Here is a 14,741-nt window from a genome sequence, read left to right as displayed (position 1 = left end):
TGAGGGAGGGCTCAGGCCGGGGGAGGGCGCTGCCATCGGCTATGTCGTCACGCGGTTGCTATGCCCAGGGGGAGGGAGGATGCACAACTCCCCCCGGCGCTGCCGCGCGCGGAGGCGTGACTGTTGTATCCGGTCAGGAACGTTTAAAGAAAGTGGAGTCTTAATGGATTGGATCAGCATCTTCGGCATCGCCCTGGCCTTGGCCATGGACGCCTTCGCGGTGGCCCTGGCCACGGGGGCGGTGCTCAACCCGATCACCGGCCGTCACCTGTTCCGGCTCGGTTTCCATTTCGGCCTGTTTCAGGCGCTCATGCCCATCGCGGGGTGGCTGCTCGGCCTCACGGTCCAGAAATGGATCACCGCCTATGACCACTGGATCGCCTTCGGCCTCCTGGCCTACGTCGGCGGAAGGATGATCGTCGAGGCCTTCGAAGAGGAGGAGGACGCTTCCCCGTCGGACCCGACCAAGGGGCTCACCATGGTGATGCTTTCGGTCGCCACCAGCATCGACGCCTTCGCCGTCGGGCTGTCGCTGGCGATGATCGGGGTGAGCGTATGGGTTCCTTCGGTGATCATCGGCCTGGTTGCCGGCGTGCTGACCGTCGCCGGGATGCTCCTGGGGCGCAGGCTGGGCGATAACTGGGGCAGGCGGGTAGAGGTCTGCGGCGGCGTGGTGCTCTGCCTGATAGGGCTCAAGATTCTCCTGGAGCACACTCTTTTGAAGTGAGATGGCGATTGCAAGGTTCCTACCCCGGCGCCTCTGTATCTTTCAGTCAATGCCTCTGCTTCATCATCAATAAACAAAGAAAGAGGCTTGAACTGTCCTAAAAGCTCTGTATATTTTCCCAACACCAGTAGCCGCTCGTCTGATCCCTATGTAAGAGTTTGTCTGTAACAGAGGGCCGAGTGACCGATACTCTCCACCCTACCGAAAAACTCTATCGCTTCATCATCGATACGATCCCCCAGATCGTCTGGACCGCCACGCCCGACGGCGCCCAGGACTTCGCCAACCTGCGCTGGTACGAGTTCAACGGCCTCGTTCCCGGGGAGCCCGACCCGGAACCGTGGCGCAGCATCATCCATCCCGACGACGTTGCCATCACCGCGCAAAAGTGGCAGCACTCCCTCGCGACGGGAGAGCCCTACAGCTGTCTGCACCGTAACCGGCGCTTCGACGGGGAATACCGCTGGGTGCTGTCCCGGGCGGTCCCGCAGAAGGATCAAAAAGGTCGCATCGTGCGCTGGATAGGGAGCGGTACCGACATCACCGAGCAGAAGGTGGCCGAGGCCGAGCTGATCAAGTACCGGGACCACCTGGAGGAACTGGTACGCGAACGGACCGAGGAGCTGGTGGAGGCCAAGGAACGGGCCGAGGTGGCGACGCGGGCGGTCCTGGAGGCGAACGATCTGCTTGAAAAGCGGGTCGAGGAACGGACGGCGGAGCTGCGCAGGACCGAGAAAGAACTGCGCCAGGCGCAGAAGATGGAGGCGATCGGGACGCTGGCCGCCGGCATCGCCCACGACTTCAACAACATCCTCACCTCCATCCTCGGCTTCACGGACATGGTGCTGCACAAGGTGCCGGAAGGTGGGGTGGGACGCTCGGAGATGGAGCAGGTCTTCACATCGGCGCAGCGGGCGGCGGACCTGGTGCGCCAGATCCTCACTTTCAGCAGGCACAGTGAGCAGGAAAGAAAGGCGGTGCACCTGGTTGCCATCCTCGACGACGCCTGCCGCCTGCTCCGCTCCTCGCTCCCCGCCTCCATCGAGATCATCAAGGAGGTCGAGGTACCCCCCGATGAGGACAAGGTATTCGCCGACCCCACGCAGTTGCACCAGGTGCTGATGAACCTCGGCACCAACGCGGCCCACGCCATGCTCCCCAACGGTGGGCGCATGACCGTGTCGCTCCGGGTGGTACCGCCCGGCTCTCCCCAGCTCGCCCCTTTTCCCTTCCTCGATCCCGTGGAACACCTGCATCTTTGCGTGCGCGACACCGGTCGCGGCATGGAAAACCGGGTACTGGAGCGGATCTTCGATCCTTATTTCACCACCAAGCCTGCAGGCGAGGGGACCGGCCTCGGTCTCGCCGTGGTACAGGGGATCGTCAAGAACCACGGCGGCGCGATAGCGGTGCACAGCGAGCCGGGGGCGGGCACCTGCTTCGAGGTCTTTCTCCCGGCGGTCTCACTGGAGATCAAGCGCGAGGAGGAAGTGCCGGAGCAACTGCTGCAGGGGAACGAGCGGATCCTGTTCGTGGACGACGAGGAATCCCTCACCGTCCTGGGGCAGGGGATCCTGGAGAATCTGGGTTACAGCGTGGTCACGTCCATCAGCAGCGCGGGCGCCCTCGATCTGTTCCGGGCCGAACCGTACGGCTTCGACCTGGTGATCACCGACCTCACCATGCCGGGGCAGTCCGGAAGGGAGTTGGCGCGGGAGATCACGGCTTTGCGACCCGACGTTCCCGTCATCCTCTGCACCGGGTTCAAAGAGACCGTCGATGAAAAGGATGCCGAGCACGGCATCCGGGCCTGCCTTATGAAGCCCTACACCATGAGGACCCTGGGGCGGACCATCCGGCAGGTACTGGAGCGCAGAGGCTCTTCGTAGCACAAAAGGAGGTCAGCCATGTGGAACTACGTAACCCAGGCCCTCACCGCGCTGGTGAGCTTCGCTTTCATGGTGCTGTTCATGACCGCAGCCGTCAAACGCGGCGTTTCGGTCCAGTTCTCCATGCTGGTGCTCTCGCTGGTGCTCACGGTCAGCTTCGCAGCGTGGTCGGCCGGGGACTGGGGGATGTGGCCGGCCTGGAAATCCGCCGTGCCCCTGCTCCTTGCGGCGGGAGCCTGCAGCGTGCTCGGCAACTGGGCCATGTTCCTGGCCACCTCCTCGAGCGCCAACGCGGGGTACGCCCTGGCCATCATCGGCTGCCAGTCCGCCCTGGTGTTGCTGCTCTCCTACTGGTTCCTGGGGGGGGAGATGCACTGGCTGCGGCTCGTGGGGATCGCGACCTGCATCCTCGGGGTGCTCATCATCAGCTGGCCGGTCGCCCCGGCGGTCAAGGGGTGAGCTGAGCTCAGGCTGTGCGGGGGGAGGTGCGGTGCCAAGCCATGGTGATGCGCAAGCCGGCGCGGAGTTCCCGGCAGGTGATGGCCAGGGTGCAGGGGGCAAGGGCCTCGATGATCAGCGTCTCGCCCCGGGCCACCGTCAGGCGTCGCCCCTCCTTGAGGCAGTAGTCGCGGGTGTCCGAGGAGCGGGTCAGCCATACCTCTCCGGCGACCAGAACGAGCGACTCGACGGCGTCGTCGGCCTTGATCGTTACCACTTCCCCTTTGGCCAGCAGATATCGCATGTGAACCTCCTCGTCAGAAGCGCGTCCGGTAGGCGAGGGGGGTGACTCCCATCTCCCGGACGAAGGCGCGCCGCATCTGTTCGGCGCAGGTGAAGCCGCTTTCCCGGGCCACCCGTTCCAGCGGCAGGGTGGTCTCTTCCAGCAACGCGACCGAGCGCTCCAACCGGAGCTGGTCCAGATACTTGGCCGGTGTCTTCCCGGTCTCCCGCAGGAACACCCGGGCGAAGTTGCGCGGGCTCATCGCCGCCCGCTGTGCCAGATCCTCCACAGTCGCCTTGTCGCACGGGTTTTCCCTGAGCCAGGCGAGCAGCGGTGCGAGCTGCCCCCCCTCGACCATCTGGGCCCTGAGCTGTGTGCTGAACTGGGCCTGGCCTCCGGGCCTTTTCAGGAACATCACCAGGCGCCTTGCCACCGCGAGTGCCGTCTTCCTGCCGAAATCCTCCTCTACCAGGGCGAGCGCCAGATCCATACCCGCGGTCACCCCGGCCGAGGTAGCCACCTTCCCGTCGCGCGTGTAGATGGCGTCGTTTTCCACATGAACCCCCGGGTAGTTGCGCAGCCGGTCCAGGTCGAGCCAGTGCGTCGTGGCGCGTTTTCCCTTCAAGAGTCCCCCCTCTGCCAAAAGAAGCGAACCGGTGCAGACCGAAACGAGGCGCCGTGCGTGCGGTCCCTGCGCGGCGAGCCAGGACAGCAACCTTTGCTCCTTCATGGCCCGCTCCAGCGCGTCATCCGGGCTCCCGGGCACCAGTATGGTGTCCGCCTGTTCCGGCAGATCCTCCCATGCGTGGTCCGCGACGATGCGCACTCCCGGGCAGGTGCAAAACGGTCCCGCCTTTTCCGCCAGGATGACGATGCGGTACCCCGGGCGCTGCGGCTCGGATTCGGCCAGGCAGCGGTTCAGCATGTTGAAGACTTCGATCGGTCCTGTGACGTCCAGAAGTTCCGCCCCTTCGTAAGCGGCGACCGCTATGATGATTGTCCCGTTCATGGCACCTCCCGTTCCTGCTTCCCGCTAGCCTGTCGGGATCATTGCACAACACCGGCTCACCTTTCAAGGACAACGAAGCCGCAGATCCTGCCATTTTGCATGTTGAACCGTATCGGAAAAGGAGCAAGTGATATCACTTTGTGATTGCAACCCTGGCCTGGCTCAAGTATGCTAACGTCATGAACAAAAGCCATCGCCAAACCCTAGAAGCTATTTTTATACATCCTGTCCCTTCGGGTCTGGAATGGCGCCGCATCGAGGCATTGTTCATAGCGCTAGGTGCGCAAACCATCGAAGGGGGCGGGTCCCGGGTCCGTTTCTTTCTCAATGGTGTTGTTGCCACTTTTCACCGGCCTCACCCGGCAAAGGAGGCGAAGCCGTACCAAGTTAGGGACGCGAGAGCTTTCCTGGAAAATGCAGGAGTCAAACCATGAGCACTATGACGTACAGGGGATATGCAGCGAGGATCGAGTACAGCGATGAAGATGCCTGTTTCATTGGCCGCATCGCAGGCATCAAGGACGTCATTGGCTTTCACGCAGAATCTGTAAAGGCACTGCGGCTGGCATTCGAGGAGGCCGTGGACGACTATCTTGCAACCTGTGAGAAACTAAAGAGGGCACCTCACAAGCCTTATTCAGGGAAAGTCATGCTGCGGCTTCCCCCCGAGGTTCACGCCCGTGCCGCAATGATGGCAGAGGCCCATGGCATGAGCCTGAACCAGTGGGCCGCCGAAGTCTTTTCAAAAGTTTCGTGAAGGTATAGCTCCTCTGCTGTTTCGGCTGAGAAAAAACAAAAGCCCCGCCAGCATGGACGGGGCTTTTTTCTTACCGGTGCATGAACTAGGGGACTACCCCTTCATCGCCCCGATCAGCAGGTCGTAGTCTTCCAAAAGCGCCTGGAGGTCCTCCTCGTGCTCGACCTCCTGCTGAAGGATGGTGAGCACCATGTTGTAGGTGACCGGGTCCTTCTCGCGGGTCAGGTCCAGGAGCTTCTTGTACACGCCGATGGCGCACTGCTCCCCCTTGATGTTCTGCTCCAGGATGGTCTTCACGAAAGGATCGTCCGGCGCATCGTAGCCGCAGTTGGTGAACTTGTACCACTCCTCCGGCTTGGTGACCGGGGTTCCCCCGAGCTGGATGATGCGCAGCGCCACCAGGTCCGCGTGGGCCAGCTCCTCGGTTGCGTGCACCAAAAGTTCCGCTCCGACCGCGTCCTTCATCGGCCCCTTCACCAGCTTCGCGCCCAGCCAGTACTGGTAGTAGGCGAACCACTCGTCGCAGAAGGCGCGGTTCAGCAGTGTAAGGAGTTCATCGACGTTCATGCCGACTATTTCACGTCCCTTTGATCCCATATCCAGATCTCCTTTTCCGATTGTAGTGCCACTGTCAAAAACGTTCAGACCCAAAGGAGTATACTGGCGCTTTGTCATTGCGCAATCGGTACGGTCTGTAGAACGCGACAACCATCAAACAGGTTGACCCTTCTTTTATGTTGGCGTATAGCTGTGAGTGACGCTTGGCGTCACCCGGAGACCGGAGCTGAATCCGGCAATTACGTCTGTCAGTAAGGAAGGCAAAGTGAAGAAGAAGATCGCAGGTCTGTCCCCGCTGCCGCAGGAAATCCCCGCCCCGTACCACATAGAAAACCCGATCCGCCAAGACTACTACCTGATCGGCGGCGAACTGCGCCGCTGGGAAGGCCCCATGCAGGAGGTGCTCTCGCCGGTGCGGGTGCTAAACGGCGCGCATCCCGAGGCGCAGAGGGTAGGGGAGGCGCCTGCCCTTTCCGTCGCCGCCTCGCTCGAGGCGCTCGACGTCGCCGTTGACGCCTACGACAACGGTCGGGGAGCCTGGCCCACCATGTCGGTGGGGGAGCGCATCCATTGCGTAACCTGCTTCAGCCGCGCCGTGAAGGAAAAGCGCAGCGAGGTGGTGAAGCTCCTCATGTGGGAGATCGGCAAGTCTCTCAAGGAGGCCGAGGCCGAATTCGATCGCGCACTCGCCTACCTGAAGGACACCGTCGAGGCGCTCAAGGAGCTGGACCGGGTCTCCTCCCGTTTCGTGATCCAGCAGGGGATCATCGGGCAGATCCGCCGCGCGCCCTTGGGGGTCGTGCTCTGCATGGGGCCCTACAACTTCCCCCTGTACGAGACCTTCACCACGCTGATCCCGTCGCTGGTCATGGGGAACACCATCATCCTCAAGCCCCCCCGCTTCGGGGTCCTCCTCTTCGAGCCGCTTCTGGCCGCCTTCCGCGACTGCTTCCCGGCCGGCGTGGTGAACACGGTGTACGGCGACGGCGAGGTGGTGCTCCCCCCGCTCATGGCCACCGGCCGCGTCGACGTCCTGGGGTTCATAGGCACCAGCAAGGTCGCGGACGCCCTGCGCGCGAGCCATCCCCGCCCGCACCGGCTGCGCTGCGTGCTGGGGCTCGACGCCAAGAACCCGGCCATCATCCTCCCCGACGCGGACCTCGATCTCGCCGTCGAGGAGTGCCTCTCGGGTGCGCTCAGCTTCAACGGCCAGCGCTGCACCGCGCTGAAGATCATCTTCGTGCACAGAAAGACCGCGCAGCGGTTCCTGGAGGGGATGGCGCAGGGTATCGCGGCGCTCAAGTGCGGGGTCCCCTGGCAGGAGGGTGTCGCCATCACGGCGCTTCCCGAACCGGAAAAGCCGGAATACCTGGAGGGGCTTCTGCGCGACGCCGAGGCGCACGGCGCCCGGGTGGTGAACCCCGGTGGCGGCACGCGGAGCGGCTCCTTCTTCTACCCGGCCCTGCTCTACCCGGTGACCCCGCAGATGCGGGTCTACCACGAGGAGCAGTTCGGGCCGGTGGTCCCGGTCGTGGTCTATGACGACCTGAAGGAGACCATCGACTACGTGGTGCAATCCAACTACGGCCAGCAGGCGAGCATCTTCGGCAGGAACGAGGAGCAGCTCTCCCAACTGATCGACGCCCTGGTGAACCAGGTCTGCCGCATCAACATCAACAGCAAGTGCCAGAGAAGCCCCGACAGCTTCCCCTTCAACGGCCGCAAGAACTCCGCCGAGGGGACCCAGTCCGTCGCCGACGCCCTGCGCGTATTCTCGATCCGGATCGTCGTGGCGGCGCGGGAGACCGACGCCAACCGCGACATCATCACCGGGATCGTGAAGGAGAGAAAGTCCCACTTCCTCTCAACGGATTACATTCTCTGATCGATCAGCTTTGCGGATCCTGGCGCCGGCGCACTCGGCCCTGCTGCCAGATTCGGCGTTCACTTTTACAAACTCTTGCTGCGGTTGTAACCGGACTGCAACATAACGCCGCTATAGTCTCCTCAAAACCAAAGAGGAGGAGAAGATGATTCAGACCATAAAGAAAGCATTCCTTGCCCTTGCCCTGGTTGCCGCAGTCGGCGCAGCAGGCGAGGCGTCGGCCGAGACCCTGATCAACGGCGCCGGAGCCACCTTCCCGTACCCGTTGTACTCCAAGTGGTTCAGTGAGTACGCCAAGGTCGACAAGAGCGTGAAATTCAACTACCAGTCCATCGGCAGCGGCGGCGGCATCAAGCAGATCACCGCCCAGACCGTCGACTTCGGTGCCAGCGACAAGTTCCTCTCCGATGCCGAGCTGAAGGGTGCTCCGGGGAAGCTGATCCACATCCCGACCGTCATGGGTGCCGTGGTGGTGACCTACAACCTCCCGGGCGTTCCCTCCGGCATCAAACTGAACTCCGAGGACCTGGCCAACATCTACCTCGGCAAGATCACCAAGTGGAACGACCCGAGGATCGCCGATGACAACAAAGGGGTGAACCTCCCGGCGAAGCCGATCATCGTCGTGCACCGCTCCGACGGCAGCGGCACCACCAGCATCTTCACCGATTACCTTGCAGGCGTAAACGCCGAATGGGCGCAGAAGGTAGGGAAGGGCGCTTCGGTTAAGTGGCCGGTCGGTCTGGGCGGCAAGGGGAACGAAGGGATCGCCGGCCAGATCAAGACCACCCCGTACTCCATCGGTTACGTCGAGCTTGCCTACGCCTTCGAGAACAAACTCCCCTACGCCTCGCTGAAGAACAAGGCAGGCGTCTTCGTCGAACCCTCCATCAAGTCCACCTCTGCTGCAGCGGCGGCAGCAGTGAAGGGGATGCCCGCCGACTACCGCATCTCCCTGGTTAACCAGCCGGGCAAAGATGCCTACCCGGTGGTCGGCTTCACCTGGCTCCTGGTTTACGAAAACCAGAAGGACCCGGCCAAAGGGAAGAAGCTGGTCGAATTCCTGAACTGGAGCATGACGAAAGGGCAGAAAATGGCCGCCCCCATGCTCTACGCGCCGCTTCCCGAGAGCGTGGTGAAGATGGTGCAGAAGACCATCAAGAGCATCAAGTAGCCAGCAGCAACAAGCAGTTACTGGAGTACCCTGGGTGTGTCGGCGTTATGCCGGCACACCTTTTTTTTGCCTTAGCCACCGTGTTTTTTCAAAGCTTATAAAAATGGTTGACAAAGTTTTTAGCCGCGAGTATAAAAACCCTACTAAAAAAATCGTGTTGTGTTTAGGTTTAAACACGGTGAAATACCGTAAAATGTTTCACCGGTTTAACGTCAGCACGAGCAGCCCGATCCGAGGCTTGCAAGAGAAAGTCGTGAAGACGAAAGCCACCTAGCCGCCCTGAAGTTGCGCACTTCCGCCCAAAGCCGGTCAATTTTTGCATCTGAATCAACGGCATTTTTTTGTGCCTTGATAATCCACTAAATCTGTAGAGTAAGCAGACGGAGGCATCGTGAATAAAACAGCCAGTATCGTAACCATCTTGTTGTTCATCGCAGCACTTCCCCTCACCGCCTTCGCGGCGCAGCAGTTCCTCAACGTCTCGTACGACCCGACCCGCGAGCTGTATCAGGACTACAACAAGGCGTTTGCCAAGAAGTGGAAGCAGGACGTCACCTTCAAGCAGTCCCACGGCGGCTCCGGCAAACAGGCGAGGGCGGTGATCGACGGCCTGGAGGCTGACGTGGTCACCCTGGCGTTGGCCTACGATATCGACGAGATCAGCGACAAGGCGAAGCTCCTCCCGGCCGACTGGCAGAAGAGGCTTCCCAACAACAGCGCTCCGTACACCTCGACAATCGTTTTCCTGGTGCGCAAGGGGAACCCGAAAAAGATCAACGACTGGAACGACCTGGTGAAGCCGGGCGTCGCGGTGATCACCCCCAATCCCAAGACCTCGGGCGGCGCCCGCTGGAACTACCTGGCCGCCTGGGCGTACGCCTTGAAGCAGAAGGGGGGCAACGAGGCGAAGGCGAAACGGTTCGTCGGAGAACTCTTCAAGCACGTACCTGTGCTCGACTCCGGAGCCCGGGGGGCCACCACCACTTTCGTGCAGCGCGGCCAGGGGGACGTGCTGCTTGCCTGGGAGAACGAGGCCTTCCTTGCCGTGAATGAACTGGGGAAGGACAAGTTCGAGATCGTGGTTCCGTCGGTCAGCATCCTGGCAGAGCCGCCGGTCGCCGTCGTCGACAAGGTCGTCGACAAGAAGGGGACCCGCAAGTTGGCCGAGGAATACCTGAAGTACCTCTACTCGCAGGAAGGACAGGAGATCGCCGCCAGGCACTACTATCGTCCGCGTGACAAGAAGGTGGCCGCGAAGTACGCCAAGGTGTTTCCCCGGGTGAAGCTGGTAACCATCGATGACACCTTCGGTGGCTGGCGCAAGGCGCAGAAGACCCACTTCGCCGACGGCGGCGTCTTCGACCAGATCTACGGCGCCAAGTAGCTGTCCAGCTGCTCAAAGGGAATCACCTTTCAAGAGGCCGGGGCGAGGGGCTGTTCATGGGTATCGCTTTGGGTCACTGTCTCTGATTATTTCATTTGGACCCGGCAAGCGGGGGTGTCGTAGGAGGAAGGAACATGGCTGGGGTGAGCGGGAAAAACAAGGTAGTGCCGGGGTTCGCTCCGGCGCTCGGGTACACCATTTTCTATCTGAGCATTGTGGTGCTCATCCCGCTCTCCGGCCTTTTCTTCAAGACGGCCACCCTCAGCTGGGCTGATTTCGTCGCTGCAGTCACCGCGCCGCGGGTGCTGGCCTCCTATCGCGTTACCTTCGGTTCCTCGCTAGCTGCCGCACTCGTCAACGCGTTCTTCGGGGTGCTGGTGGCCTGGGTGCTGGTGCGTTATCGCTTCCCCGGCAAGAAGCTGGTTGACGCGCTGGTGGACCTCCCCTTCGCCCTGCCCACGGCAGTCGCCGGTATCACGCTTGCCAGCATCTACTCGCAAAACGGCTGGCTGGGGCGCTACCTGGAGCCGCGCGGCGTCAAGGTCGCCTTCACCCCCCTCGGGATCGCCGTCGCCATGGTCTTCATCGGGCTTCCCTTCGTGGTGCGGACGGTCCAACCGGTGCTGGAGGAATTGGACCAGGAGATCGAAGAAGCCGCCTCCTGCCTCGGTGCCAACCGCTGGCAGAGCTTTTGCCGGGTTCTGCTCCCGACAATGCTCCCCGCCATCCTGACCGGCTTCGCTCTTTCCTTTGCGCGCGCGGTCGGGGAGTACGGCTCCATCATCTTCATTGCCGGCAATATGCCCATGGTCTCCGAGATCACGCCGCTGCTCATTATCACCAAGCTGGAACAGTACGACTACGCAGGCGCCACCGCCATCGCCACGGTCATGCTGGTGGTCTCCTTCGTCATGCTCCTCTGCATCAACCTGCTGCAGAAATGGAGCAGGCGTTTCGCGGAATAAACGGGCCTAGGCGCCGGGAGGGATAGGATATGGTTGGTGAGGGGCTTCACAAAATTGAGAGGAAAGGGGGGGCGGTCACGGAGCCTGCCTGGGTGCGCTCGCTGCTGATCGCCATAGCCCTTGGCTTCCTGGCGCTGTTCCTGGTGCTGCCGCTTGCCGCGGTGTTCACGCAGGCGCTGGAAAAGGGATGGGAGGCCTACCTCGCCGCGCTCAAGGAACCGGATACCATCTCGGCCATCCGGCTCACCCTGATCACCGCCGCGGTCTGCGTGCCGTTGAACCTCTTCTTCGGCATCGTCGCGGCCTGGGCCATCGCCAAGTTCAGCTTTCCCGGCAAGAGCTTCCTGATCACGCTGATAGACCTTCCGTTCTCGGTCTCGCCGGTCGTTTCCGGCCTCATCTACGTGCTGATCTTCGGGTTGCAGGGATGGCTCGGACCCTGGCTGCAGGAGCACGACATCAAGATCATCTTCGCGGCCCCGGGGATCATCCTCGCCACCATATTCGTCACCTTCCCGTTCATCGCGCGGGAGTTGATCCCGCTCATGGAGTCGCAGGGGCGCGAGGAGGAGGAAGCGGCGCTGACCCTTGGGGCCAACGGGCTGCAGACCTTCTTCAGGGTCACCTTCCCCAACATCAAGTGGGGCATCCTCTACGGCGTGATCCTCTGCAACGCGAGGGCGATGGGGGAGTTCGGGGCGGTCTCGGTCGTTTCCGGCCACGTGCGCGGCGCCACCAACACCATCCCGCTCCAGGTGGAGATCCTCTACAACGAGTACAGCTACGCCGCCGCCTTCGCGGTGGCCTCACTTCTGGCCCTGCTCGCCCTGGTGACCCTGGCGGTGAAGACGGTGTCCGAATGGGAGATGCGGCAGACGATCGCAGCAGCAGAAACAGAAAGGTAACCCCATGAGCATCGAAATCGAAGCGGTAAGCAAATCATTCGGCACCTTTGCCGCGTTGAAGGACGTGAGCCTCAAGGTTCCTTCCGGGGAACTGGTGGCCCTGCTCGGGCCGTCTGGCTCGGGAAAGACTTCGCTTTTGCGCATCATCGCGGGGCTGGAGAGTCCGGACAGCGGCAGGATCCTCTTCGACGGCGAGGAGGCCACAAGGCGCCAGGTCCAGGAGCGCCAGGTCGGCTTCGTCTTCCAGCACTACGCACTGTTCCGGCACATGACCGTGTTCGACAACATCGCCTTCGGACTGACGGTAAAGCCCAGGAAGAGCCGCCCCGGCAAACAGGAGATAAGGGACAGGGTGCACAACCTGCTCAAGCTCATTCAGTTGGAAAACCTTGCCGACCGTTACCCGGCGCAGCTCTCCGGCGGCCAGCGCCAGCGCGTGGCGCTGGCCCGTGCCCTGGCGGTCGAGCCGCAGGTGCTCCTGCTCGACGAGCCGTTCGGGGCGCTCGATGCCAAGGTGCGGCTGGAGCTGCGCCGCTGGCTGCGGCGCCTGCACGACGAAATCCACGTCACCAGCGTCTTCGTCACCCACGACCAGGAGGAGGCGCTCGAGGTCGCCGATCGGATCGTGGTCATGAACGGGGGGCGCATCGAGCAGCAGGGTACCCCCTCCGAGGTCTATGACCGCCCGGCCACCCCTTTCGTCTACGACTTCCTTGGCAGCGTCAACCTCTTCCATGGCAGGGTGCACGAGGGGACTGCCCAGATGGCCGGTTTTCGTGTCTCGTCACCAGAGAACGCGTCGGCGCACGACGCCCCGGCGGTAGGGTACGTCCGCTCGCACGACATAGCCATAGAGCGTGACAATGCTGGTTCGGGGGGCATCAAAGCGGAAGTGCGTTACCTGCTCTCCGTAGGGGCCATGGTGCGCGCCGACCTGGCGCTTAATGACGGTGACCGGTCCATAGAGGCTGAGCTGCCGCGAGAAGAGGCGGAGCGACTCAAACTGAAGGTAGGCGATCATGTCTATGCGAGGCCGCGCAAGATGCGGGTTTTCGTGGAGGATTACCAGATATAGCCACGGTGCGCGTTCACGCCTTGCCCGCCATTTCCTGCTGACCGGAAAAAGCAACAGTGACAATGAGCAGGTGGCTGCTCGTGCGGGCGGCCGCCTGTTCCGGCCGGCTTGATGGGGGGGCAGAAGGGGAGGGGCAAAGAAAAAGGACCGCGGTTGCGGTCCTTTGCGCTGCCGGAGATGTATCAGGACCGTCATGCGATGGTGTGGCGGATGTCCTTCCCCTTGATCATGAAGATGACCATCTCGGCGATGTTGGTGGCGTGATCCGCGATGCGTTCCAGGCACTTGGAGACATGGATGATCTTCATGGCGCGGCTGATGGTCTTTGGGTCCCCCATCATGAAGGTCAGTAGCTCCCGCTGGATCTGCTCGTTCAGCTCGTCCACGCACTGGTCGTCCTGGCAGACCTTGATCGCCAGGGCATCGTCCCCCCGCACGAAGGCGTCGAGCGCCTCCTTCACCATGTCGGACGCGCTCTTTGCCATGCGCGGCAGGTCGATGTAGGGCTTCAAGGACGGCTCCTGGTTCAGCTCCCGGGCTCGCTTGCAGATGTTGGCGCACTGGTCGCCGATCCGCTCCAGGTCGGTCACGATCTTCAAGGCCAGGGTGATGAAGCGCAGGTCCCGTGCCGCCGGCTGGCGGCGCGCGAGCACCTCGAGACATTTCTCGTCGATCACCATCTCGAGCGTGTTGATCTCGTGGTCGAACGCTATGGTCCGCTCCGCCAGTTCGGTGTCCCGCTCCACCAGGGATTTCATGGCGTTGGCGATCATCGATTCGACCTTGCCACCCATCTCCAGAAGTTTTTCACGTATCTCGTTCAGTTCGTTGTCGAACTGCTTGCTGAAATGTTCTCTCTCCATAGTTGTCTCCGGTTTGTCTTCGATGATGAACTTCCGTCTTCTGGATCTAGCCGAAACGTCCGGTGATGTAGTCCTCGGTCTGTTTCTGCTCGGGGGTGGTGAAGATCTTCTTGGTCTCACCGCATTCGACCAGGTCCCCCATGTACAGGAAAGCTGTGTAGTCGGAGACGCGGGCGGCCTGCTGCATGTTGTGGGTGACGATGATGATGGTGTAGCGTTCCTTGAGCTCTTCGATCAGCTCCTCGATCTTCAGGGTCGAGATGGGGTCGAGGGCGGAGGCGGGCTCGTCCATGAGGATCACTTCCGGCTTGACGGCGATGGTGCGCGCGATGCAAAGGCGCTGCTGCTGCCCGCCGGAGAGCATCATGGCGTTGCTCTTAAGCCGGTCCTTCACCTCGTCCCAGAGCGCCACGCGCTTTAGGCAGCTCTCGACGATCTCGTCCGCCTCTTCGCGCGGCAGCCTGCCGTTGAGCTTGTAGCCGGCGATCACGTTGTCGTAGATGGACATGGCCGGGAACGGGTTCGGCTTCTGAAACACCATGCCGACGCGGCGGCGGATGGCTACCGGGTCCACTCCCCTGTCGTAGATGTCGCCGTCGTCCACCAGGATCTTGCCGGTGACCCGCGCCGACGGGACCAGGTCGTGCATCCTGTTAATGGAGCGCAAGAGCGTCGACTTGCCGCAGCCCGACGGCCCGATGATGGCGGTGACGCTGTGTTCCGGGAAGGTCATGCTGATGTCGCGCACCGCATGGGTCTTGCCGAAGTGTATGTTGACCTGTTCCAGTTGTACCTTGTTGTTCATCTGTTTCCTCTCGAATTCTGCTGA

General features: G+C 62.0%; 16 protein-coding genes. 11 read left to right on the top strand and 5 right to left on the bottom strand.

The genetic code is table 11. From position 1 onward, the window contains the following. Positions 1-163: 163 nt before the first annotated feature. From KOM00_RS15690 to KOM00_RS15680, 3 genes are all read left to right on the top strand, one after another. Positions 164-727, top strand: coding sequence for a manganese efflux pump MntP (locus KOM00_RS15690; RefSeq protein ID WP_216499877.1), 564 nt, complete (start codon positions 164-166; stop codon positions 725-727). A 179-nt stretch (positions 728-906) separates the two neighbouring features. Then, positions 907-2,616 carry a hybrid sensor histidine kinase/response regulator gene (locus KOM00_RS15685; protein WP_216499876.1) on the top strand — a complete coding sequence of 570 codons (1,710 nt, stop codon included), beginning with the start codon at positions 907-909 and terminating at the stop codon, positions 2,614-2,616. Positions 2,617-2,634: 18 nt separating this feature from the next. Then, the gene (locus KOM00_RS15680; RefSeq protein WP_216499875.1) at positions 2,635-3,075 is read left to right on the top strand and encodes an EamA family transporter; all 441 of its coding nucleotides are present in this window, start codon (positions 2,635-2,637) and stop codon (positions 3,073-3,075) included. Positions 3,076-3,082: 7 nt separating this feature from the next. Here the strand turns inward: KOM00_RS15680 and KOM00_RS15675 are convergent, their stop codons facing one another. Beyond that, positions 3,083-3,358 (bottom strand): DUF2917 domain-containing protein, encoded by a 276-nt coding sequence (locus tag KOM00_RS15675; protein WP_216499874.1) that lies wholly within the window; start codon positions 3,356-3,358, stop codon positions 3,083-3,085. A 13-nt stretch (positions 3,359-3,371) separates the two neighbouring features. Further along, positions 3,372-4,346, bottom strand: coding sequence for a GlxA family transcriptional regulator (locus KOM00_RS15670; RefSeq protein WP_216499873.1), 975 nt, complete (start codon positions 4,344-4,346; stop codon positions 3,372-3,374). A 179-nt stretch (positions 4,347-4,525) separates the two neighbouring features. On the opposite strand from KOM00_RS15670, the gene KOM00_RS15665 reads away from it, so the two are divergent. Together KOM00_RS15665 and KOM00_RS15660 are read left to right on the top strand one after the other, a co-directional pair. Continuing rightward, positions 4,526-4,780 (top strand): type II toxin-antitoxin system HicA family toxin, encoded by a 255-nt coding sequence (locus KOM00_RS15665; protein WP_216499925.1) that lies wholly within the window; start codon positions 4,526-4,528, stop codon positions 4,778-4,780. Next, complete coding sequence (locus KOM00_RS15660) at positions 4,777-5,103, top strand: type II toxin-antitoxin system HicB family antitoxin (protein ID WP_216499872.1); 327 nt, start codon at positions 4,777-4,779, stop codon at positions 5,101-5,103. Before KOM00_RS15665 ends, KOM00_RS15660 begins: the two co-directional genes overlap by 4 nt. A gap of 93 nt (positions 5,104-5,196) precedes the next feature. Here KOM00_RS15660 and KOM00_RS15655 read toward each other — a convergent pair whose 3' ends face one another. Then, positions 5,197-5,700: a ferritin-like domain-containing protein gene (locus tag KOM00_RS15655; RefSeq protein ID WP_216499871.1), complete on the bottom strand. Its 504-nt coding sequence runs from the start codon at positions 5,698-5,700 to the stop codon at positions 5,197-5,199. A gap of 226 nt (positions 5,701-5,926) precedes the next feature. Here KOM00_RS15655 and KOM00_RS15650 point away from each other — a divergent pair, with 226 nt between their 5' ends. The 6 genes from KOM00_RS15650 to KOM00_RS15625 all read left to right on the top strand — a co-directional run bounded on the left by KOM00_RS15650 (position 5,927) and on the right by KOM00_RS15625 (position 13,049). Continuing rightward, positions 5,927-7,546 (top strand): NADP-dependent glyceraldehyde-3-phosphate dehydrogenase, encoded by a 1,620-nt coding sequence (locus KOM00_RS15650; protein ID WP_216499870.1) that lies wholly within the window; start codon positions 5,927-5,929, stop codon positions 7,544-7,546. A 145-nt stretch (positions 7,547-7,691) separates the two neighbouring features. Further along, positions 7,692-8,720, top strand: coding sequence for a phosphate ABC transporter substrate-binding protein PstS (gene pstS, locus KOM00_RS15645; RefSeq protein ID WP_216499869.1), 1,029 nt, complete (start codon positions 7,692-7,694; stop codon positions 8,718-8,720). Between the two features lie 391 nt (positions 8,721-9,111). Continuing rightward, positions 9,112-10,104 (top strand): sulfate ABC transporter substrate-binding protein, encoded by a 993-nt coding sequence (locus KOM00_RS15640; RefSeq protein WP_216499868.1) that lies wholly within the window; start codon positions 9,112-9,114, stop codon positions 10,102-10,104. A gap of 134 nt (positions 10,105-10,238) precedes the next feature. Continuing rightward, entirely contained in the window at positions 10,239-11,069 is an 831-nt protein-coding gene (gene cysT, locus KOM00_RS15635; protein WP_216499867.1) for a sulfate ABC transporter permease subunit CysT, read from the top strand. Between the two features lie 29 nt (positions 11,070-11,098). Then, complete coding sequence (cysW, locus tag KOM00_RS15630) at positions 11,099-11,974, top strand: sulfate ABC transporter permease subunit CysW (RefSeq protein WP_216499866.1); 876 nt, start codon at positions 11,099-11,101, stop codon at positions 11,972-11,974. 4 nt (positions 11,975-11,978) lie between these two features. After that, complete coding sequence (locus tag KOM00_RS15625; protein WP_216499865.1) at positions 11,979-13,049, top strand: sulfate/molybdate ABC transporter ATP-binding protein; 1,071 nt, start codon at positions 11,979-11,981, stop codon at positions 13,047-13,049. A gap of 191 nt (positions 13,050-13,240) precedes the next feature. On the opposite strand, the gene phoU is transcribed toward KOM00_RS15625, so the two are convergent. Continuing rightward, positions 13,241-13,912, bottom strand: a complete 672-nt coding sequence (gene phoU, locus KOM00_RS15620; RefSeq protein WP_216499864.1) for a phosphate signaling complex protein PhoU — start codon at positions 13,910-13,912, stop codon at positions 13,241-13,243. 46 nt (positions 13,913-13,958) lie between these two features. Further along, the gene (pstB, locus tag KOM00_RS15615; RefSeq protein WP_216499863.1) at positions 13,959-14,717 is read right to left on the bottom strand and encodes a phosphate ABC transporter ATP-binding protein PstB; all 759 of its coding nucleotides are present in this window, start codon (positions 14,715-14,717) and stop codon (positions 13,959-13,961) included. Between the last annotated feature and the right edge of the window lie 24 nt (positions 14,718-14,741).

Origin of the sequence: Geomonas diazotrophica (assembly GCF_018919385.1) — a bacterium.
GTDB lineage: Bacteria > Desulfobacterota > Desulfuromonadia > Geobacterales > Geobacteraceae > Geomonas > Geomonas diazotrophica.
This window is presented reverse-complemented; position numbering and strand designations above follow the sequence as displayed.